Source organism: Mesorhizobium sp. Mes31 (assembly GCF_024519675.1).
Classification (GTDB): Bacteria; Pseudomonadota; Alphaproteobacteria; order Rhizobiales; family Rhizobiaceae; genus Mesorhizobium.
Map to the genome: position 1 here is coordinate 318828 of NZ_JALJRL010000006.1, position 19929 is coordinate 338756.

Here is a 19929-nt window from a genome sequence, read left to right on the forward strand (position 1 = left end):
TCTATTTTTGTTTTGATGCATGTCGTTGTCCCAAAGCCGCCGCACGCTTTGGGCGACATGCACTCAATAAACCGGCGGCGAAACCACCCAGATGACAACCGCCGGATCGGCACCCGGATTGCGCCAGCGGAAAGGCTTGCCCTCGAAGCGAAAGGAGTCGCCTTCGCCGAGCCGATGCCAGATGCCGGCAATTTCGATGTCGAACGTTCCGGATGCGACGTATCCGGCCTCCTCGGTGGGCCGGAGCGCCTCGATCTTCAGCTCCGCGCCCGGTGCGAAGACCGAACGCAGCATCTCGAAGCTACCGCCGAGATCAGGCGACAGAAGCTCCTCCACCAGTCCGGATTCGCTTGTGCCAAGCGTGCGCCGGCTGCCGGCGCGCACGACCACGCCGCGCTCGCTCTCAACAGGCACGTCATGGCTGAAGAACAGGCTGACCGGCACGCCGAACAGTTCGGCGAAGGCTCTGAGGTCGCTGAGCGATGGCGCCGAGAGGCCGCGCTCGACCTGGCTGACCCAGCCGACCGAGCGGCCGAGCTTCAGGCCGATCTCCGCAAGCGTCAGCCCACGCGCCTTGCGCAGCGCCCTGATATCGCCGGCCAGCACGCGTTCGTCAGGCCCCTGCAATGTTCTCGCGGTAGGTGAAGGCAAAACGCTCACTTCATGAAAAAGAACGGTCAAATTTCATGAGAAATCAAGCTCATGAAAAAATCAAGTAGATTTTCACAGATGCTCAAGATTTGCTTGCACGATTTTGGTGGTTCATGCAAAGGCTCGGCCGCGAGCGGCGAGTGGGGACGTCCGAGCGAGACAAAGGGTAAGGGACGGCCCATGCTGGAGAATAACCCCGGAATCGCGGGTGATGCCGAGATCGTCGACGAAGCGATCCTGTCGCGCCGCTCGGTGCGGGCATTCCTGCCCGACATGGTCGATGACGATACCATCCGAGACATTCTGTCGGTTGCGGCCCGGGCTCCATCGGGCACCAACATGCAGCCATGGCGGGTCTACGTCACCAAGGGCGAGACCAAGCAGCGGATCACCGACGCCATTCTCAATTCCGGCATTCGCGCCGAAAAGGCCGACTGGGACGAATACCGCTACTATCCCACCCAGTTCTTCGAGCCCTATCTGACCCGCCGGCGCGCCAACGGGTTTGGCCTCTATGGGGCGCTCGGCATCGGCCGCAGGGAGGTCGACAAGATGCGTGCCCAGCACGACCGCAACTTCGTCTTCTTCGACGCGCCGGTCGGCATGATCTTCACCATCGACCGCCGGCTCAACCAGGGTTCATGGATCGACTACGGCATGTTCCTGCAGAACATCATGGTCGCGGCGCGGGGCAGAGGCCTGCACACGTGCCCGCAAGCCGCATTCGCGCCCTATCACCGGCAGATCAGGCCGGTGCTCAACATTCCCGACGAGGAGATCGTCGTCTGCGGCATGGCGCTTGGCCATGAGGACATTTCCAAGCCCGAAAACGCCTTCCGCACCGACCGCGTGCCGTTGGAAGAGTGGGTGTCGTTCAGCGAGTAGAACGGCTACGCACGGAACCGGCGACGTCAACTATTCCGTATTCATCTGCATGCCGTGACCGCTGACATGGGCGCCGTCGCGTGGCGTCAGCTTGAGATAGGCCAGCAGCGCGCAGAGCGTGATGACACCCTCGATCACGAACAGGATCCGGAAGTCCCTGGCCATGGCCGGACCACCTCCGGCCAGGAAAGACAGCGTCGCGGCCGCCAGGCCGACGCTGATCGCGACCGCAAGTTGCCACAGTATGTAGTAGAGCGCGCTGAAGCGGGCGAGCTGTTCGGGCGCGATGTCGGAATAGGCGAGGTTGCCGGTCGAGGCCCACTGCATCGAGCGGAAGACGCCGAAGACGAAGATGTAGGTGAGCGTGATCCAGACCGGCGTCGTCGCCTGCATCAGGGCAAAGCCGGCCACCAGACAGGCAACGATGGGCGTGTTGAAGACCAGCACGCGGCGAAAGCCGAAGCGGTTGAGAATGCGCGGCATGAACAGACGCATCACCAGCGATCCGATGGCCGCCACGAAGGTGAGCGATCCCGCCTGCACCGCGCTCATGCCGAAGCCGAGCTGGAACATCAGCGGCAGCAGGAAGACGACGGAGCTGAGGCCGATCGTGTCCAGCCCGCCGCCGGTGAGGAAGGAGATGCGAAAGGTGCGGATGCGCAAGAGCTTGAGGTCAAGCAGGGGATTGCGGGCGCGCAGGCAGTAGAACGAGGCGGCCGTCAGGATGAGGATCGCAAGCGCAAGCTCAGCCGCGATCATGCCGCCAGCCGCGTCCTTCGCGGCGAGCGAGTCCATGCCGAAGACCAGCAGCACCATGCCGCTGCCGACCAGCAGGAAGCCCGGAAAATCGAACGGCGTGCGCACCGGCTTGCTCATCGTCGGAAACAGCGAGGCGGCAAGCACCGCCGCTGTCAGCGCGAAGGGCACATTGATGAAGAAGATCCAGCGCCAGGAGATGTAGGTGGTCAGCGCGCCGCCGACGAGCGGGCCGACCAACGGCCCGGACTGACCGGCCAGCGAGATGTACATGTTGATCTTGAGCGTGCGGCTGCGCGGAAAGGTCGACAGAATGACGACCTGGCCGAGTGTGCCCATCAGCGCGCCGCCGAAGCCTTGCAGCGCGCGGGCGCCGACCAGCATCCAGATATTGTCGGACAGCCCGCACAGGGCCGACGAGGTGGCGAACACCAGCAAGGCGAAACAGTAGACGTTGCGCAGGCCAAAGCGGTCGGCGGCCCAGCCGCCAAGCGGCATCGAGATGATCAGGCTGGCGACATAGACGGTGATCAAGAGGCCGAGCTGGCTGGGCGGGCGGCCGAGACTTTCGCTAATACCCGGCAGCGCCGTCACCACGACATTCTGGTCGAGGCTGGTCATGAAGACGCCGCAGGCAACCGTCAGCGGCAGCAGGAACATGGCTCTGGCCGACACATCGGCGCGATCCGTGGCGCCGGCGGATATTTCTGCAGTCATGGAGATGTTCGAACCAAACGAAAGTGCCGACGCTGAGACGGGATTTATCCCTTGGGCCGGCTAGACGGCCACGCTTTGCCACCATGGTCGTCCGCGGCGGAATTCTCTAGCGGCAGAACCGGTTGGCCTTGATGCCAGAAGCAGAGGCGAAGCGACCATCCGGCCGCGCCACCTCGAGCAATTCACCTTTTCAGGGAAGCGGCGAATCGCTCGAACTCCTTGTTTGACGCAATTCCCCAGGGAAAGCGCCAAGCGCTTTTCCCGGGAAAACTGTTTCACACTTTTCCTGGAATTGCTCTATTGCACCTCGTAGCCGACTTCCTCGCTGGCATGGCAGAGCGCCTTCCAGAACGAGCGGGCGAAGGAGCGAAACACATAGATGTCGAACTGGTCGGCGCCGGTGCGCTGGATCTGGGCGAAGACGTCGTGATGGGTGGTCGAGCGGCCGGCGCCAACCGGGAAGGCCGGCAGCGCGAAGTCGATGGCGAAGAACTTCGCCAACACCCACTCGGCCTTCGGCCCGGCAATGCGAATGGCGGTGCGGCCATGCGAAAGATCGGTCACCGTTCCGATGGCCGGGGTCACCACCTTGGCGAATGCCGCGGCCAGTCCTTCGGCTTCGTCGGCGACGGTGAATTTTCCCGGCGCGAAGCCGAACACTGACTTCACGCCGTCGCTCAAGCCACCGCCGGCACCATCGGGCAGCGCAAGCCCGGTGACGGTGCGAATGCCGGCGATCAGCTTCTTCTCCTCGCCCGGCCAGGCGGCGAGTTGCACGATCGAGCCTGGCCGCGTCTCGGTCAGGATGATCTCGACGCCATGCTCGAAATTGCCGTGCGAGCCGACGTGAAACTCAGGCTCGAGGGGGGATTGGCGCTCAACCATGCATGCGGGTCCCTTCCGGATCGAAGAAGTGGTTGGAGACGATCTCGACCGGCCCGAAGCGGTTGCGCAAGGGATCGGAGACGTGGGCGCGCGTGCCGCGCCGCGCCTTGCCGCCCTTGACCAGCGCCAGCGCGATATGCTTGCCGAGCGCCGGCGAATAGCAGCAAGCGGTGATGTGGCCGATGGAGCCGTGCGGATTGGCCTCGTCAATCTCCTCGACGATGTGCGCGCCGCCGTTGAGCGGCCGGTTGTCGAGTGCGATCAGGCCGACCAGCTCCAGGCGGTCAGATGCGATCAAGCCTTCGCGGTCCATCATCGCCGAACCGATGAACGGCTTCTTCTTCGACAGCATCCAGTCGAGATGCAGGTCGCGCGCCGTGGTGCGGCCGTCGATCTCGGCGCCGGTGACATGGCCCTTCTCGATGCGCATCGTGCCCAGCGCCTCGAGCCCGTAAGTAACCAGCCCGAACGGCTTGCCTGCCTCGATCAGCGCCTCCCAGACATGGGTGCCATGGCCGGCGCCGGAATAAACCTCGAACGCCATTTCGCCGGAGAAGGAGAGCCGGCAGATCATCACCGGCACGTCAGCTATTTCGCCGCGCACGATGCCCATGAAGGGCAAGGTGGCATTGTCGACTGCCGTGCCGGTGACACAAGAGGCGAGGATCTGCCTGGCCTTCGGCCCTCCAATCGCGGCGCCCGCCCATTCGTCGGTCACCGAGGTGACGTGGACTTTCAGCTCCGGCCAGATGACGTCGAGGAAATATTCCAGGTGCTGCATCACCTTGCCGGCATTGGCCGTGGTGGTGGTCATCAGGAAATCCTGCTCGCCCAGCCGCCAGGTGGTGCCGTCGTCGAAGGCGAAGCCGTCCTCGCGCAGCATCAGCCCGTAGCGCGCCTTGCCGACGGCGAGTGTCGAAAACATGTTGGTGTAGACGCGGTCGAGGAATACCGCGGCATCGGGGCCCTGTACGGCAATCTTGCCCAATGTGGAGACGTCGACGATGCCGGCGCTCTCGCGCGTCGCCTTGGCCTCGCGGACATAGGCCTGCTCGACCGTTTCGCCTGAAAGCCCGTAGATCATCGGCCGGTACCAGAGACCAGCGGAATACATGGTTGCGCCATGGGCGACATGCCAGTCATGCATCGGCGTCAGCCGCTCGGGCTTCAGGTCGCCGAAGCGCTCCGCCGCCAGCGAGCCGATCGACACCGGTGCAAAAGGCGGCCGGAAGCGCGTCGTGCCGACCTCGGGGATCGGCTTGCCCAGCGCTTCGGCCATGATGGCAAGGCCGGGAACGTTGGAGCTCTTGCCCTGGTCGGTCGCCATGCCAAGCGTGGTGTAGCGCTTCAGATGCTCGACCGAGACGAAGCCTTCGCGGTGCGCCAGGCGGACATCCTCCGCCGTCACGTCGTGCTGGAAATCGACAAAGCTCTTGCCCTTGGCCCTGATCTCGAAGACAGGTGCCGGATCGGGATCTCCGGGTGCGGCTTCGACGGTGGGCAATGCCGTCGGCGTGCCTGTTCCACCGGCGGCGGCAAGGCCGGCGGCGCGCCCTTCGGCGATGGCTTCGGCGGTGGAAAAGCTGCCGGTGAAGGCGCCGGCGCCAATCCACTTCTGCGTCGGCTTCGGCGGCAGGAAGGCTTGCCGCGCGGCATTCCATTCGGCCTTGGCGCCAGCTTGGCTGGCCAGGTGGATGGTGGGCGACCAGCCACCCGACATCAGCAGGCAGTCGGCATGGATGCTTCGTTCATCACCGCTGAGCGCCCCGGTGATCATGTCGAAACGCTGAACCTTGATGCCCGAGAGCGCCCTGCCGCCCTCGGTGGCGACGACAGCATGGCCGGGAAGGATCTCGGCCTCGACTTCCTCGGCCAGCTTGCGCATCTCGGCTGAAAGCTCCGGCCGGACATCGGCGATGGCGACGATCGCCGCGCCGGCCTTCTTCAGAGCAAGGGCGGCGCGATAGGCGCTGTCATTGTTGGTGAACAGCGCGATCCGCTCGCCCGGCAGCACGCCGAACTCATTGGCATAGCGCTCGGCGGCATGCGCCAGCATCACGCCCGGCCTGTCGTTACCCGGGAAGACCAGCGGCCGCTCAAAAGCACCCGTGGCCAAAACAACAGAGTTGGCGCGGATTGCCCAGTAGCGATGGCGCGGTTCACCCTTGCCGGGCTGCTCCTTGTGGTCGCTGACCCGTTCGAGTGCCGCAAGCGTGTTGTTGTCGTAGTAGCCCCAGACCGTGGTGCGCGGCAAAAGCCGGACATTGTCGCGTCCTTCGAGCTGGGCGACGGTGCGCCGCGCCCAGTCGGAGGCCGGCGCGCCATCAATCGTTTCGCCCGACCAGTTGGCCGAGCCGCCGAGACGCGGCTCGAGATCGGCCAGCATGACGCGGGCGCCTTGGTCGGCGGCGGCCTTGGCGGCCATCAGCCCGGCGGGGCCGGAGCCGACCACCAGCACGTCGCAAAAGGCATTCATGCGTTCGTAACGGGCCGGGTCCCGCGCCGATCCGGCGCTGCCGAGACCGGCGGCACGGCGGATGAAATGCTCGCAGACCATCCAGAAGCGTGTGCCTTTGAGCGGACCGACCACCGGTCCCATGAAGGTCTTGTAGTAGAAGCCGGCCGACAGGAGCTTGCCGCCGAGCTGGTTGACGGCGTTGATGTCCCAGGCAAGGGACGGAAAACGGTTCTGGCTGATCGCCACCAGCCCGTCATGGATCTCGACCATGGTCGCCGGGATGTTGGGCTCGCGAACCTCGCCCTTCAACACCGTCACCAGGGCGTTGGGTTCCTCGACACCCGCCGTCAGCAGGCCGCGCGGGCGGTGGTATTTGAACGAGCGCCCGAAAAGGCTGACGCCCTTGGCCAGCAGGGCCGATGCCAGCGTGTCGCCGGCATGGCCGGTATAGGCCACACCGTCGAAGGTGAAGCGGATGGTTTTCAGCCTGTCGACGCGGCCGCCGGTGTCGGTGCGGCGCGGGCTCATGACGTGCCCTCGGCCTTGCGACGCGCGCTCGATGTGTGATCGCCGCGCACGAAGGCGACACTGGAAATCTCATGCGTGAGCGTGTTGCGCACGACCCGCAGATGCGCGCGGCAACCGCCGGAATGCTGCCAGATCTCGTTGTGGTCGCCGGCCGGGTTCAGCCGGTCGTAGACATAGGCGTTCCACGCTTCGAAATTCTGCGAGGCGGGGTCGGGGCGCTCGCGGTTGCCGTCACCCTGATAGGTGAACTCGATGACATCGCGAGGGCCGCAATACGGACAGGTGATCAGCATTGAATTCTATCTTCTTGTTTGACCGTGATCGGTCGGAAAGCCGGTTTTCCACTTTTCGCTAGCGCGGTCTTTCGGTTCCGGACCATGGTCTAATGCAGCCGCGGGTTCGCGCCCTGGCCCTTGTCATCGATGACCAGCCCGCGGTGGAAGCGGTCGAGCGTGAAGGGGGCGTTGAAGTCGTGCGGCTGATCCTTGGCGATGGTCCAGGCAAAGCACCAGCCGGAAGCCGGCGTCGCCTTGAAGCCGCCATAGCACCAGCCGCAGTTGAGATACATGCCGGGAAGGGGGCCGGCGGTGATGATCGGCGAGCCGTCCATCGACATGTCGCAGACGCCGCCCCAGGAGCGCAGCATGCGCACGCGGGCAAGGCCTGGGAACAGCGCCAGCATCTCGCTCATCACTTCGTCGACGATGGGCAGATTGCCGCGCTGGGCGTAGCTGTTGTAGCCGTCGAGGTCGCCGCCATAGACAAGGCCGCCCTTGTCGGACTGCGACATGTAGAAATGGCCCATGCCGAACGTCACGACGGTGTCGATGAAGGGCTTCAGCGATTCCGTGACGAAGGCCTGCAGCACGTGGCTCTCGATCGGCATCGTCTCGATGCCGGCCAGCTGCATGACGCGTCCGGTGCTGCCGGCCACGGCAACCGCTACCTTCTTGGCGCGGATGTCGCCACGCGAGGTTGACACGCCGGTGACGCGGTCGCCATCGCGCAGGAAGCCGGTAACCTCGCAATTCTCGATGATGTCGACGCCGCGCCGGTCGGCGCCGCGCGCATAGCCCCAGGCCACCGCATCGTGGCGGGCTGTGCCGGCGCGCCGTTGCATCAGGCCGCCGATCACCGGGAAGCGTGCGCTGTCGGAGATATCGAGCGCCGGGATCAGATGCTTGATCTGCGCTGGCGTCATCAATTCGGCGTCGACGCCGAGATGGCGCATGGCGTTGCCGCGCCTTGCATAGTCGTCGAACTGGGCCGGCGTGTGCGCCAGGTTCAGGCAGCCGCGCTGCGAGAACATGACGTTGTAGTTGAGCTCGTGCGACAGGTTCTCCCACAGCTTCATCGAGTGTTCGTAGAAGCGGGTGTTCGCGGGCAGCAGATAGTTCGAGCGCACAGCCGTCGTGTTGCGGCCGACATTGCCTGAGCCGAGCCAGCCTTTTTCCAGCACGGCGACATTGGTGATGCCGTGTTCCTTGGCGAGATAGTAAGCGGTCGCCAGCCCATGGCCGCCGCCACCGATGATGATGACATCGTAGGACGCCTTCGGATCCGGCTTGCGCCAGGCCGGCTTCCAGTCCTTGTTTCCCTTGAGCGCGTTCGCGAGCAGCGAAAAGGCCGAGTATTCTGCCATCATTGTCATCCGGTTCGGGCGATGCGGCAGACTATAGGGCAGGCCGCATCCGCAAAGCCAGTATTGCGCCATCGCCTTTCGACTGGCCGACGCCTTTGGCAACGACCCAATGCGACGGCTTGCCCCATGATATGGCCGTCTTTATCAAGGACAGGCTTTCAAACTGCTTTTTGCGCCCGTGAGTCGCCGACAAATCATGCTTTTGAGATTGCTTCGCCTCATTTTGGTTTTCACGCTCGTCGTTTCGGCGTCGCCTTCGTTCGACGCGATGGCGCAAGCGCTGGGCCAGGGCGCCGCCGGATTGATCACCGATCAGCAGAAAGTCATCCAGGGCCTGACAGCCAAGACTGACGATCTCGAGAAGAAAATACAGCAGGACGGTGATGACGATGCCTCACTCGTGGATATCCGTCTGCAACTGGAGGACCTGTCGCGGGCGGCGCTGACCAGTGCACTGGCGTTCCGTTCGCGCCTCACCGACATCAACAATCGCATCGAGGTGCTGGGCCCGCCGCCGGCGGCGGGCCAGCCGCAGGAGCCCGACATTGTGACGGGCGAACGCCAGGCGCTGGCGTCGGAAAAGGCCGAGATCAACGCGGTCGTCGCCGCCGCGCAGAATCTGTCGATCCGCATCAGCGGGCTGATCGACAAGATCGGCAACATGCGCAGCGAGCTGTTCCGCAATCTGCTCACCAAGCGCTATGTGCTGTCCGATGCGCTAAGTCCGCAGGTCTTTTCGGATGCCAGTGACGAGTTCGGCAATTTCTACAAGGCGGTGTCGTCCTGGCTGAGCTTCGCCGTCAAGTTCAAGTTCCAGGCCATCCTCGCGGCAACCTTCGTGGCGCTCGGGCTAGCGCTGGTGCTGCTGGTCGGCGGCCGGCGCCTGTTCGGGCGGGTATTCGAAGCCGACCCCGCCAACGAAGACCCGTCCTATCTCAGCCGCCTGTCGGTGGCCTTCTGGTCGACATTGCTGCCGACCCTGGCAGTCGGCGCCTTTCTCGGCTCGACCATCTTCTTTTTCAATTATTACAATGTGCTGCGCGGCGACATAGGCCTGTTCCTCAATGCGCTGGCGACGGTCATCGGGGTGGTGTTCTGCGTCAACCGGCTGACCAATGCGGCGCTATCGCCGCGGCTGCCGAACTGGCGCCTTATCCCGGTCGAAACGGGGCCCGCGCGCTGGCTGGTTCGCCTGGCTACTGCCATGGCCGTGGTCATCAGCGTCAACACTTTCCTGTCGGTCATCAACGACAAGATGGGCTCGCCGCTGTCGCTGACCATCGCCCGCAGTTTCGTCGCCACAATCATCGTCGGCATCATCCTGATCCTGATGGCGATGCTGCGCCCGTTCAAGGCGCGCGACGGAAGCTGGCGGCCATGGCCGGCATGGCTGCGCTACCTGTCCCTGGCGCTTGGTCTGTTCACCATCATAACGGCGCTGCTCGGCTATATTGGCCTTGCCCTGTTCGTGTCGCTGCAGGTCGTGGTTACCGGCACCGCCCTGATCACCGCCTATATCGGCTTCCTGTCAGCGCGGGCGATCGGCGAGGAGGGCGCTTTCGCCAACACCTCGGTCGGGCGGTGGCTGTCGGCCAATTCCAGCTACGAGGATACGGCACTCGACCAGCTCGGCCTCGTCGTCAGCGTCGCCATCAATCTGATGATCGTGCTTGTGTTCCTGCCGCTGATCCTGCTGATGTGGGGGTTCCAGCCAGGCGACATCCAGGCGTGGGCCTACAAGCTGGCAACCGGGATCAATATCGGGTCGGTGACGATTTCGGTCACCGGCATCCTCTCCGGCATCGTCGTCTTCATCATCGGCTATTTCCTGACGCGCTGGTTCCAGGGCTGGCTCGACGGGTCGGTGATGGCGCGCGGCAAGGTCGATACCGGGGTGCGCAACTCTATCCGGCTGGCGGTCGGCTATGCCGGCGTTGCCCTTGCGGCGCTCGTCGGTATCTCAGCCGCTGGCATCGATCTCTCCAGCCTCGCGCTGGTCGCCGGTGCTCTCTCCCTCGGTATCGGCTTTGGCCTGCAGAATGTGGTGTCCAATTTCGTCTCCGGCCTGATCCTGCTGGCCGAGCGGCCATTCAAGGTCGGTGACTGGATCGTCGCCGGCGATGTCAGCGGCACGGTCAAGAAGATCAGCGTGCGCGCGACCGAGATCGAGACCTTCCAGCGTCAGTCGGTGATCCTGCCCAATTCGAACCTGATCAACAATTCCGTCGGCAACTGGACGCATCGCAACAAGCTCGGCCGCATCGACATCAAGGTCGGTGTCGCCTACGGCAGCGACGTCAAGCAGGTCCATGCCATCCTGCTGGAGATCGCGCGCAATCATCCGCTGGTGCTGAAGAACCCCGAACCCTTCGTGCTGTTTTCCAATTTTGGCGCGGCCGCGCTCGAATTCGAAATCAGGGTTTTCCTGGCCGACGTGATGAACGGCAACATCGTGCAGAACGACGTCCGCTTCGCCGTCCTCGAAAAATTCAACGACGAGCACATCGAAATTCCCTCGACGCCGCGCGCCGTCGTCGAGATCAAGAAGCCCAAGGCCTGGCCGATCGACGACGACAAGATCGAGGCCGACTTCGCTGAACAGGAACAGGTGAAGGCCGAAGCCGAGGCGGAGAAGAAGCGGCTGGCCAAGACCGGGCGCAAGGTTCGTAAACCGGATCCCGACTAGGCTTCTGTTCCTTTGTCAGCTGTTCGCGATCAGCGCGGACTATGTGCTGCGAAGATCGGTCTCGCCGGGCCTTGACCGGCATTGGAGGATGCCAAAGCCGATTGCGGCATGAACGCGGCATTCAGTTGCGGTTCAGCTTCCATCTCATATAAGCTCCTATGCAAAGGCGAAAATGCCTTGCGAAATGCAACAGAGGCGGTGGGAACACCGATATTGCAACATGTGGAAGTCTCTCGTCGCTGCCGTCGCCCTGGTCGCTGCCATCGGCTCGGCCAATGCCGCGAGCGCGGTCAACAAGGACGCCGAGACCCGCACGCTGGTCGTGACGGAGGGCGGCAGCAAGACCGACCTTGCGCTGGCCGCCGGTGAAACCGTCGAGTTCTGCGCCAATGGCTGCTTCGTCACCTTGCCCAACGGCGACCTTGAAGCCCTGACCGGCTCTGAAACGGTCGAGATCTCGGGCGGCGTCGCCCGCATCAAGTAAGTCTCGACGGTACGACAGGGAAGGCCGGGCATTCGCTCGGCCTTTTATCGTTTCCGGTAGCAGTTGTTTAACAATGACGCCGGAAATACAGCCGCGGCAGCCGCCTGCAACCGGACGTTTTAACGTTCGCTACGCCATCCCCCGCTATACCAGCTTTCAAGACGCCGAAACGCGGCGCGCAACGAGATTCCGGTTTCCCGGATCATACGCTGGCAGGGCAGGACGGACATGGATGCGCGCTCGGACAGGAACGCAATACCGCTTGCGGTCGATCTCGACGGCACGCTGATCGCGACCGACCTGTTGTGGGAAGGACTGTTCATCCTTCTCAAGAAGAACCCGCTCTATATCTTCCTCGTACCTTTCTGGGTCGCTAGCGGACCGGCGCGGCTGAAGCAGGCGATCGCCCAACGCATCGACATCGACCCGGCGTCGCTGCCCTATCGCGAGCCGCTACTCGACCGCATTCGTGCTGAGCACGCCGAAGGCCGCAGGATCGTGCTGGCGACCGGCACGCCACGCAAGTTCGCCGACGCCATCGCGAACCATCTCGGCATTTTCGACCGGGTGCTGGCAACCGACGGTCTCGACAATCTCACTTCGGGCATGAAGCGCGCCTCGCTGATCGCGGCGTATGGCGACGGCGGTTTCGACTATGCCGGCAACAGCCGCCACGACCTCCAGGTCTTCGATGCCGCGCGCGCGGCGATCGTCGTGGCGCCCGACCGTCATGCCGCTCGCTGGCAGGCGGCACACGGCGCCGAGACCATGCCGGCGCCGAAGCCGACATTGCGGACCATCGTCAAGATGCTGCGCGTCCATCAGTGGCTGAAGAACTCGCTGATCGCGGTGCCGATGGTGCTCTCGCACGAATATTTCAACTCCAACATGATCTGGGAATGCCTGCTGGCGTTCATCTCGTTCAGCGCGGTGGCGTCGGCCATCTATATCCTCAACGATTTCTTCGACCTCGCGCTCGACCGCAAGCACGTCACCAAGCGCAACAGGCCGTTTGCGAGCGGCGCCCTGTCGATCCCGTTCGGCCTTGGCTCGATCGTCGTGCTTCTGGTGATCGGCATCGGCACCGGGCTGCTTTTGCCGGTGGAATTCCTGGCTGTGCTCGGCGGCTACATGGTCGTCACGACGGCCTATTCGCTGTCGTTCAAGCGCATGCTGCTGGTCGACGTGCTGACGCTCGCCGGCCTCTATACGATCCGCGTCCTGGCGGGTGCGGCCGCGACCGGCGTCGACGTCTCGTTCTGGCTGCTTGCCTTCTCTATCTTCTTCTTCCTCTCGCTGGCGCTGGTGAAGCGCTTTGTCGAATTGCGCACCACCGCCATTCCGCCAGGCGAGCGCATTGCCGGCCGCGGCTATCGCACCGAGGACCAGGAGATCGTCGCCCAGGCCGGCATGGCCTCGGCCTTCTCCTCGGCGCTGGTTCTGGCGCTCTACATGGACAGTGTTTCGGTGCGCGAGCTTTATCCGCATCCGTGGCTGATCTGGCCGCTGGCGCCGATCGTGCTCTATCTCACCATGCGCGTCTGGATCCTCGCCCGCCGCGACGAGATGCATGACGACCCGGTCGTCTTCATCATCCGTGACTGGCGCAGCCAGATCGTCGTGCTGATCGGCGCTGTGCTGCTGGTCATCGGGGGCTGGTAGGCATGGCTGGCGAACGGCTCCAGAGTTTTGGCCTTGCCACACCGCCAGCGCCACGAGCGATCGGCGCCGAGGATGGCATTGCGCTGCTGAGGGCAGGCCAGGCCAAGCCGGCGTCGCTGCTGGCCTATGGCAATGGGCGCTCCTACGGCGATTCCTGCCAGAACGAGGCCGGCACGGTCGTCGACATGCGGCCGTTGAACCGTATCGGAGCCTTCAACGCCGAGACGGGTCTTCTCGAGGCGGACGCCGGAGTGCTCCTGTCCGAGATTATCGCCCATGCCGCGCCTTACGGCTTCTTCCCGGCGGTTCTTCCGGGCACGCAATTCGTCACGCTCGGCGGCGCCATCGCCAATGACGTCCATGGCAAGAACCATCATCGGCGCGGCACTTTCGGCTGCCATGTCGAGACCTTCACGCTGCTACGGTCCGATGGAAAGACCCATCGCTGCTCGGTGACAGACAATCCACGGCTGTTTCGGGCGACGATCGGCGGCATGGGACTGACCGGCCTCATCCTGTCAGCCTCTATCCGGTTGATGCGTGTTCCTTCACTCGACATCGTCGAGAAGGCGACGCCGTTTCGCGACCTTGGCGAATTCTTCGGCCTGGCCGAGGCCGCCGATCAGGCCAATGAATATGCGGTCGCCTGGATCGACCAGCTTGCCGGCGGCCGCAACAGCGGCCGTGGGTTGCTGTTCACCGGCAATCATGCCGAGCACGGCTCGCATGCCGCCTCGCGTGCCGGCGGCAATCTCTCGATACCGGTCCAGCCGCCGTTCAATGTACTCAATCGGCCGTTCCTGACCGCATTCAACGCCGCCTACCGTTGGAAGAAGGGGCGGTCGACGGCGCCGCGCCAGGTCGGTTATCACAGTTTCTTCTTTCCGCTTGACGGCGTGCGCGACTGGAACCGGCTTTACGGGCCGAAAGGGCTTTTCCAGCACCAGAGCGTGATACCGGAAGCGGCCGCGCGCACCGTCGTGCCGGCGCTTCTCGCTGCCGCCAGGCGAGCCGGGCAGGGGTCGTTCCTCACCGTGCTGAAACGCTTCGGCAGCGTCCGCTCGCCGGCGCTGCTTTCATTCCCGCGTCCCGGATACACACTGACGCTTGATTTCCCCAACAGGGGAGCGGCGACGCTGGCCTTGCTGCGGGAACTCGACCGCATCACGGTCGAGGCCGGCGGCGCGGTCAATCCCTACAAGGACGCCCGCATGGGCGCCGATATCTTCGCTTCGTCCTTTCCGGAATGGCCACGGCTGGAGGCGCTTCGCGATCCAGCCTTCATGTCAAGCTTCTGGGCGCGGACGGCAAAGAAGCTCGACACGCGGCGTGGTGCTGTCGAAGCAGCGGAATAGATAGAATTTGAAATAATCTTGGTTAGCGTATTGATAATCCTGCCGTTCACTCAAAACAGTCTTTTGACTTCACGAAATATTTGCGGGTTTGTAATAGGAAGCGTGAAGGGGTGGCTTGGAAAACATGAAATACATCGTCTTCATTCTCTTTACGGTCATGACCAATGCCGCAGCGCAGCTGATGCTGAAGCAAGGCATGATGTCGCTCGGGCCGATCTCGTTCGAGGGCGTCAACCCGCTCATCAAGCTGTTGCAGATCGTCTTCAGCCCCTGGGTGTTCCTTGGCCTGTGCACCTTCGTCATCTCAATGGCCTCGCACCTCTATGTACTGTCCAAGGTTGAGCTTTCCTTCGCCTATCCGTTCCTCAGCCTCGCCTATGTCGCCGTCGCCATCTTCGCCTATTTCGTCTTCCGCGAGGATCTCAATGGCTGGCGTATCGCCGGCATCGCCTGCATCTGCGTCGGCACGGTGCTGATCGCGCAAAGTGGCCGCGGGCATGACGAGGAAACGGCTTCCCTTTCGTCCGACAAGATTCACAGCGAGACCGTTCGATGAGACATGTGATTTTCGGCGGCGACGGTTTCGTCGGCCGCCACCTTGCCCCGAAGCTTGTGGCCGATGGTGAGGAGGTTGTTGTCGCCGACATCGTCAAGAGCGACCTGCCGCACTACCGCGCCGTCCGTTTCGTCCAGTGCGACGTGACCGAGGCTGCCTCGGTGGCCTGTGTCGGCATCAAGCCGGACGACATGGTCTACAATTTGTCGGCCAAGATGCTGTCGCCGATCCAGGTGCGCGCCAAGCGGCATGATTTCTTCTTTCCGGTCAATTTCCACGGCACCGAGCACATCATGCAGGCCATGGACAGAGCCGGCGCATCCAAGCTCGTCCACTATACGACCGACATGATCTACGGCCATACGGTCACCCAGCCGATGACCGAAGAGCACCCGATCGCGCCGCTTGGCGAGTATGGCTGGTCGAAGCAGAAGACCGAGGAACTGGCCGCCGAATGGCGCAAGCGCGGCATGTCGATCTCGCTGTTTCGCCCGCGCCTGATCATCGGCCCCGGCCGGCTCGGCATTCTCGAAAAACTGTTCAAGCTGATCGACTGGAATCTGCCCGTGCCGATGATCGGCTCGGGCAGGAACCCCTACCAGTTCATTTCTGTTTTCGATTGTGCGGAAGCTGCCCGCGCGGCCTGGAAGGCCGGCGTGCCCAACGAAGCCTATAATCTGGGCTCGCTCAACCCGCCGCCGGTGAAGAAATTGCTCGGCGACCTGATCCGGCATGCCGGCTCGAAGTCGATCCTGCTGCCTACGCCAGGCTGGGCGGTCAAGCGCACGCTCGACCTGCTCGACCTCATGAACATGCCGATCATGGACCCGGAGCAATATCTGATCGCCGACGAGGAGTGCGTGCTCGACGTGTCCAAGGCCGAACGCCAACTCGGCTGGGTGCCGCAGTATCGCGACGAGGACATGCTGATCGCCGCCTACAGCGAGTACCGCGCCAAGAAGGCCGGCCACGCCGTCGCCGCCAAACATGTGCCCGCCGAATAGCGGGCTCGCGAAACAGCTTTCGTTGCGCACGATCCTGCTCGTGCGCGCAGACAGGAGATTGAAATGACCGTCATGGCCAAGCCCGAGCAGACGAATGCGCGCACCATGGTCAGCGCGCCGGCGCTGTCGCCCGCCACCATCGCCAAGCCCGACCTGATCAGCGTCGAGCAGGCCAAGTCGATGGATGTCGCCCGCATGACCGACCTGTTCAAGGCGCATCTCAATCCTGGCCAGCTGCATTTCATGAAGCTGCTCGGCTTCCACAAGATCAAGATCGAGCGCGCCGAAGGCATGTTCTACATCGACCAGAATGGTCGCAAGATCCTCGACTTCTTCGGCGGTTTCGGTTCGCTGGCCTTCGGCCACAACCATCCGCGTATCCTGGAAGCGCGGAAAAAATTCCAGGAGGAGAAGCGGCAGGAAATTGCCATCGCCTTCATGTCGCAATATGCGGCGGCACTTGCGCACAACATTGCCAAATGCTCGCCGGGAGATCTCGACATGGTGTTCCTCGGTTCGTCCGGCTCCGAGGCCATGGAAGCCGCGGTGAAGCTCGCCGAGCGCGCCGCCGGCCCGAAGCGGCCGAAAATCGTCTATGCCGAGAATTCCTTCCACGGCAAGACCAAGGGCGTGCTGGGCATTACCGACGGCCAGCTCTATCGCGCCGACTTCAAGATGGCGGAGAATACGGTCCGTATTCCCTTTGCCGACATCGAAGCGGTCGAGCGCCTGTTCCGCTCCGACCCCGAGGTCGGCGTCATCGTGCTTGAAACCATCCAGGGCGGCGGCGGCATCATCCAGGCGCCTGCCGAATACTGGCAGAAGCTGCGCGCGCTGTGCGACCAGTATGGCGTGCTGTGGGTCGCCGACGAAGTGCAGTGCGGCTATGGCCGCTCGGGCCGCTTCTATGCCTTCGAGCATTACGGCGTCATTCCCGATGTGACGGCGCTGGCCAAGTCGCTTGGCGGTGGCAAGGCGGCGGTCGGCGCGATGATCGCCCGGCGCGAGGTCTACATGAAGGCCTATGGCACGCCGAAGACGGCGATGATCCATGCGATGGCGACCTTCGGCGGCATGGGCGAGGCCTGTGTCACCTCGATCGAGGCGCTCAACGTGCTCTATGACGAAGGGCTGATCGACAACGCCGCCGTCACTGGCGACTATCTGCTGCAGCGGCTGCAGGCGCTGAAGGACAAGTACCCGAAGATCATCAAGGATGTGCGCGGCAAGGGCCTCATGGTCGGCCTGGAGTTCCACGATTTCTCGCAGACCTTGCCGATGGTGCTGCGCCCGATCGTCAGCGTGCTCGACGACAAGCTGAAGGGCTCCCTGTCCGGCTTCGTCGGCGCGCTGCTCTTGCGCGACTATGACGTGCTCGTCGCCTTCACCGAATACAACCGCAACGTCATCCGGCTCGAGCCGCCGCTGATCTGCCAGCGCGAGCATGTCGATCGCTTCGTCGATGCCTTCGACAGCCTGCTGTCGCGCGGCATCGTGTCGATCGTGAAGGATTTCGTCAAAAGCCAAGTCCGCTAAATAGAAGTTCGCTGAGCAATGCTGACCAGGTCTCCCGCCGCGAAAAACCCGCTCGACCGGCTCACCGATGCCGGTCTGGCGTGGGGCGAGGGGACTTATGCGCGGCTGGCCGCGCCGATCGGCGCGGCGGCGTTCGCGCTCTATATTCTTTTGACGGCGTTTACGGCATGGGTGATGCCGGACGCCAACTGGGACATGCTGCCCTATCTCGCTGTCGCCGAGGAGGGTACCTATCCCGATGCGCAGGCGCTGCATGACTACGCCTACAACACCGTCAAATCAGGTGTTTCTGCAGGCGACTATAAAACCCTGACTGATGATGGTGGCGGGTTCCGCAGCCACATGACGGACAATGCCGCCGACTTCCGCTCACTGCTTGGCATGTACCGGATCAAGTTCCTCTACGCCGAGATCCTGTCGACGATGAGTTCGGTGATGTCGCCGGTCGAGGCGATGCGGCTCGTCTCCGTGTTCTCCGTCCTGCTGTTCGGCGCGATCGCATTGCTCTGGCTGCGCTCGCAGAAGGCATTGGCGTTGGCGCCTGTGGTTGGCGCTGTGCTGATCATGGCCGATTTCGGCGATGCGGCGCGTGCCTCGACGCCCGACCTGTTGTGTTCGGCGCTGTTTCTCGGCGGGCTCTACGCCTATGTCCGGGGCCGCGAGGTGGCGACCGCGGTCCTGCTCTTCCTCGCCTTCATGGCGCGGCCGGACACTATTATTTTTCTTGCCGTTTTCGCGGTGCTGCTGGTCGCATTCCGGCAGAAGGCATGGGGCGCGCTGGCCGGCTTTGCCGCTTCCTTCGTCGCCTACTTCGCCATCTCGCACTGGGCCCATCATCCCGGCTGGTGGCCGCATTTGTGGTTCTCCAGCATCGAGCAGCATTACAACATGGACGGGTTCGAGCCGCCATTCTCGGTCACCGCCTATCTCCGGGCGTTTGCCACGTCGCTGCTGCGCGCCGTCAGCCTGAACAGCTGGGTCGGCGTGTCGGTGCTGGCACTGGCCGGCTGGTATGCGGCCGGCCGCGCCGGCTTCCGCCTCGACCGTCGTGCCGGCATCCTGTTTGCGGCGCTGGTGCTCGGCGCGCTGGCGAAGTTCGCTGTCTTCCCGATCCACGACACGCGCATCTATTTCCCGCATCTGATCCCGCCATTCCTGCTGCTGGCGACGCCGCTGATGGCACTGTGGGCGACAGTGGCCCGTGGCCAGCAGCGCGCCGCCTTGCACGTCAATCCTGGAGACAAGTCATGAGTTCTTTATCCAGCCTGGCGCGCATTGCCCTGTCGCTTGGTCTTCCCGAGGGCGTACTCGATCGTGGACCGTCGCTGCGCGGGACAAAGTTCCTGGCCAAGGCAGCGCTGAAGGCGCGCCTCAATGGGGCGGGACGGCCGTTCCAGATGGTCAATGTCGGGGCCTGCGACGGTGCGCTGTTCGATGACGTCACGCCATGGCTGCACCGGATTGCTGGCGCTCGCGCCGTGCTGGTCGAGCCTATCCCCTACAATCAGAAACGGCTGCGCGCCAACTATCCGGACACGAGCCGGTTTATCATCGAGCCGGTGGCTGTCACCAAGACGAAGGGGACGATCACCGTTCATACCTTCGATGCCGCCGCGCTCGAGGCGGGTACGCTGCCCATCGAGTTCATAGGCTGCTCGTCGGTCACCGACACCAATCTGATGTCGGGCAAGAATGCCTGGGGCGAGGCCGACGCGAACTTCAACAAGTTCGCACCGCATCTCAGGGATATCGAGGTGCCATCCGAGACCTTGCAGACGCTTCTCGACCGCAACGGCATCACCCATATCGACGCCTTCCTCGTCGATTGCGAAGGGGCGGACTGGATCGTCTTCGAGCAGCTCGACCTCAAGCGCTACCGTCCAGGCATGATCAAGGTCGAGGTCGGCGCGCTGCCGGCAGCGGAGATCGGCCAGGTCGTGGTCAAGATGAAGACCGCGGGCTACCAGGTCGGCTTCCAGGCCGAGGACATCTGGGCCTTCGCCTGACAAGCAGCGATTTTTCCGGATCCATATCGGGTCGCGCCGCACCTGCGGCGTGTCGCAAACAGGCGGTAGCGTCGTGCCCGTCGCCTGCATATTGTGCGCCGATCAAACGGGCGCCGAC

General features: G+C 63.4%; 16 protein-coding genes. 10 read left to right on the forward strand and 6 right to left on the reverse strand.

Translation table 11 applies throughout. The features are described from left to right. Positions 1–63: 63 nt before the first annotated feature. Positions 64–627 carry a helix-turn-helix domain-containing protein gene (locus NR193_RS13340; RefSeq protein WP_256751282.1) on the reverse strand — a complete coding sequence of 188 codons (564 nt, stop codon included), beginning with the start codon at positions 625–627 and terminating at the stop codon, positions 64–66. Positions 628–831: 204 nt separating this feature from the next. Between NR193_RS13340 and NR193_RS13345 the strand changes: the two genes are divergently transcribed. Further along, a complete protein-coding gene (locus NR193_RS13345) occupies positions 832–1536 on the forward strand; it encodes a nitroreductase (RefSeq protein ID WP_256751283.1) in 705 nt (234 codons plus the stop codon). Positions 1537–1566: 30 nt separating this feature from the next. Here the strand turns inward: NR193_RS13345 and NR193_RS13350 are convergent, their stop codons facing one another. From NR193_RS13350 to NR193_RS13370, 5 genes are all read right to left on the reverse strand, one after another. Beyond that, positions 1567–3009 (reverse strand): MFS transporter, encoded by a 1443-nt coding sequence (locus NR193_RS13350; protein ID WP_256751284.1) that lies wholly within the window; start codon positions 3007–3009, stop codon positions 1567–1569. A gap of 297 nt (positions 3010–3306) precedes the next feature. After that, complete coding sequence (soxG, locus tag NR193_RS13355) at positions 3307–3894, reverse strand: sarcosine oxidase subunit gamma family protein (RefSeq protein ID WP_256751285.1); 588 nt, start codon at positions 3892–3894, stop codon at positions 3307–3309. Then, positions 3887–6880: a sarcosine oxidase subunit alpha gene (locus tag NR193_RS13360; RefSeq protein ID WP_256751286.1), complete on the reverse strand. Its 2994-nt coding sequence runs from the start codon at positions 6878–6880 to the stop codon at positions 3887–3889. The genes soxG and NR193_RS13360 overlap by 8 nt, the downstream gene beginning before the upstream one ends. Continuing rightward, positions 6877–7173 carry a sarcosine oxidase subunit delta gene (locus NR193_RS13365; protein WP_256751287.1) on the reverse strand — a complete coding sequence of 99 codons (297 nt, stop codon included), beginning with the start codon at positions 7171–7173 and terminating at the stop codon, positions 6877–6879. Before NR193_RS13365 ends, NR193_RS13360 begins: the two co-directional genes overlap by 4 nt. Positions 7174–7262: 89 nt before the next feature. Then, a complete protein-coding gene (locus NR193_RS13370) occupies positions 7263–8522 on the reverse strand; it encodes a sarcosine oxidase subunit beta (RefSeq protein WP_256751288.1) in 1260 nt (419 codons plus the stop codon). Positions 8523–8718: 196 nt separating this feature from the next. On the opposite strand from NR193_RS13370, the gene NR193_RS13375 reads away from it, so the two are divergent. From NR193_RS13375 to NR193_RS13415, 9 genes are all read left to right on the forward strand, one after another. Then, complete coding sequence (locus NR193_RS13375; protein WP_256751289.1) at positions 8719–11208, forward strand: mechanosensitive ion channel family protein; 2490 nt, start codon at positions 8719–8721, stop codon at positions 11206–11208. Positions 11209–11428: 220 nt separating this feature from the next. Beyond that, positions 11429–11692: a hypothetical protein gene (locus NR193_RS13380; RefSeq protein WP_256751290.1), complete on the forward strand. Its 264-nt coding sequence runs from the start codon at positions 11429–11431 to the stop codon at positions 11690–11692. 228 nt (positions 11693–11920) lie between these two features. Next, positions 11921–13354: a UbiA family prenyltransferase gene (locus tag NR193_RS13385; RefSeq protein ID WP_256751291.1), complete on the forward strand. Its 1434-nt coding sequence runs from the start codon at positions 11921–11923 to the stop codon at positions 13352–13354. Positions 13355–13356: 2 nt separating this feature from the next. Beyond that, positions 13357–14709: an FAD-binding oxidoreductase gene (locus NR193_RS13390; RefSeq protein WP_256751292.1), complete on the forward strand. Its 1353-nt coding sequence runs from the start codon at positions 13357–13359 to the stop codon at positions 14707–14709. A 124-nt stretch (positions 14710–14833) separates the two neighbouring features. After that, positions 14834–15265 carry an EamA family transporter gene (locus NR193_RS13395; RefSeq protein ID WP_091575504.1) on the forward strand — a complete coding sequence of 144 codons (432 nt, stop codon included), beginning with the start codon at positions 14834–14836 and terminating at the stop codon, positions 15263–15265. Next, a complete protein-coding gene (locus tag NR193_RS13400) occupies positions 15262–16269 on the forward strand; it encodes an NAD(P)-dependent oxidoreductase (RefSeq protein WP_256751293.1) in 1008 nt (335 codons plus the stop codon). The genes NR193_RS13395 and NR193_RS13400 overlap by 4 nt, the downstream gene beginning before the upstream one ends. Before the next feature lie 105 nt (positions 16270–16374). Then, positions 16375–17805, forward strand: a complete 1431-nt coding sequence (locus NR193_RS13405) for an aspartate aminotransferase family protein (protein ID WP_256751320.1) — start codon at positions 16375–16377, stop codon at positions 17803–17805. A gap of 18 nt (positions 17806–17823) precedes the next feature. Next, complete coding sequence (locus NR193_RS13410) at positions 17824–19056, forward strand: hypothetical protein (RefSeq protein ID WP_256751294.1); 1233 nt, start codon at positions 17824–17826, stop codon at positions 19054–19056. Next, positions 19053–19811 carry an FkbM family methyltransferase gene (locus NR193_RS13415; RefSeq protein WP_256751295.1) on the forward strand — a complete coding sequence of 253 codons (759 nt, stop codon included), beginning with the start codon at positions 19053–19055 and terminating at the stop codon, positions 19809–19811. The genes NR193_RS13410 and NR193_RS13415 overlap by 4 nt, the downstream gene beginning before the upstream one ends. Positions 19812–19929: the final 118 nt, after the last annotated feature.

What these genes read in the sequence shown, in the direction of transcription:
- NR193_RS13345 (WP_256751283.1), top strand. Translation starts at nt 832, where the DNA reads ATGCTGGAGAATAACCCCGGAATCGCGGGTGATGCCGAGATCGTCGAC.
- NR193_RS13350 (WP_256751284.1), bottom strand. Translation starts at nt 3,009, where the DNA reads ATGACTGCAGAAATATCCGCCGGCGCCACGGATCGCGCCGATGTGTCG.
- soxG (WP_256751285.1), bottom strand. Translation starts at nt 3,894, where the DNA reads ATGGTTGAGCGCCAATCCCCCCTCGAGCCTGAGTTTCACGTCGGCTCG.
- NR193_RS13360 (WP_256751286.1), bottom strand. Translation starts at nt 6,880, where the DNA reads ATGAGCCCGCGCCGCACCGACACCGGCGGCCGCGTCGACAGGCTGAAA.
- NR193_RS13365 (WP_256751287.1), bottom strand. Translation starts at nt 7,173, where the DNA reads ATGCTGATCACCTGTCCGTATTGCGGCCCTCGCGATGTCATCGAGTTC.
- NR193_RS13370 (WP_256751288.1), bottom strand. Translation starts at nt 8,522, where the DNA reads ATGGCAGAATACTCGGCCTTTTCGCTGCTCGCGAACGCGCTCAAGGGA.
- NR193_RS13375 (WP_256751289.1), top strand. Translation starts at nt 8,719, where the DNA reads ATGCTTTTGAGATTGCTTCGCCTCATTTTGGTTTTCACGCTCGTCGTT.
- NR193_RS13380 (WP_256751290.1), top strand. Translation starts at nt 11,429, where the DNA reads ATGTGGAAGTCTCTCGTCGCTGCCGTCGCCCTGGTCGCTGCCATCGGC.
- NR193_RS13385 (WP_256751291.1), top strand. Translation starts at nt 11,921, where the DNA reads ATGGATGCGCGCTCGGACAGGAACGCAATACCGCTTGCGGTCGATCTC.
- NR193_RS13390 (WP_256751292.1), top strand. Translation starts at nt 13,357, where the DNA reads ATGGCTGGCGAACGGCTCCAGAGTTTTGGCCTTGCCACACCGCCAGCG.
- NR193_RS13395 (WP_091575504.1), top strand. Translation starts at nt 14,834, where the DNA reads ATGAAATACATCGTCTTCATTCTCTTTACGGTCATGACCAATGCCGCA.
- NR193_RS13400 (WP_256751293.1), top strand. Translation starts at nt 15,262, where the DNA reads ATGAGACATGTGATTTTCGGCGGCGACGGTTTCGTCGGCCGCCACCTT.
- NR193_RS13405 (WP_256751320.1), top strand. Translation starts at nt 16,375, where the DNA reads ATGGTCAGCGCGCCGGCGCTGTCGCCCGCCACCATCGCCAAGCCCGAC.
- NR193_RS13410 (WP_256751294.1), top strand. Translation starts at nt 17,824, where the DNA reads ATGCTGACCAGGTCTCCCGCCGCGAAAAACCCGCTCGACCGGCTCACC.
- NR193_RS13415 (WP_256751295.1), top strand. Translation starts at nt 19,053, where the DNA reads ATGAGTTCTTTATCCAGCCTGGCGCGCATTGCCCTGTCGCTTGGTCTT.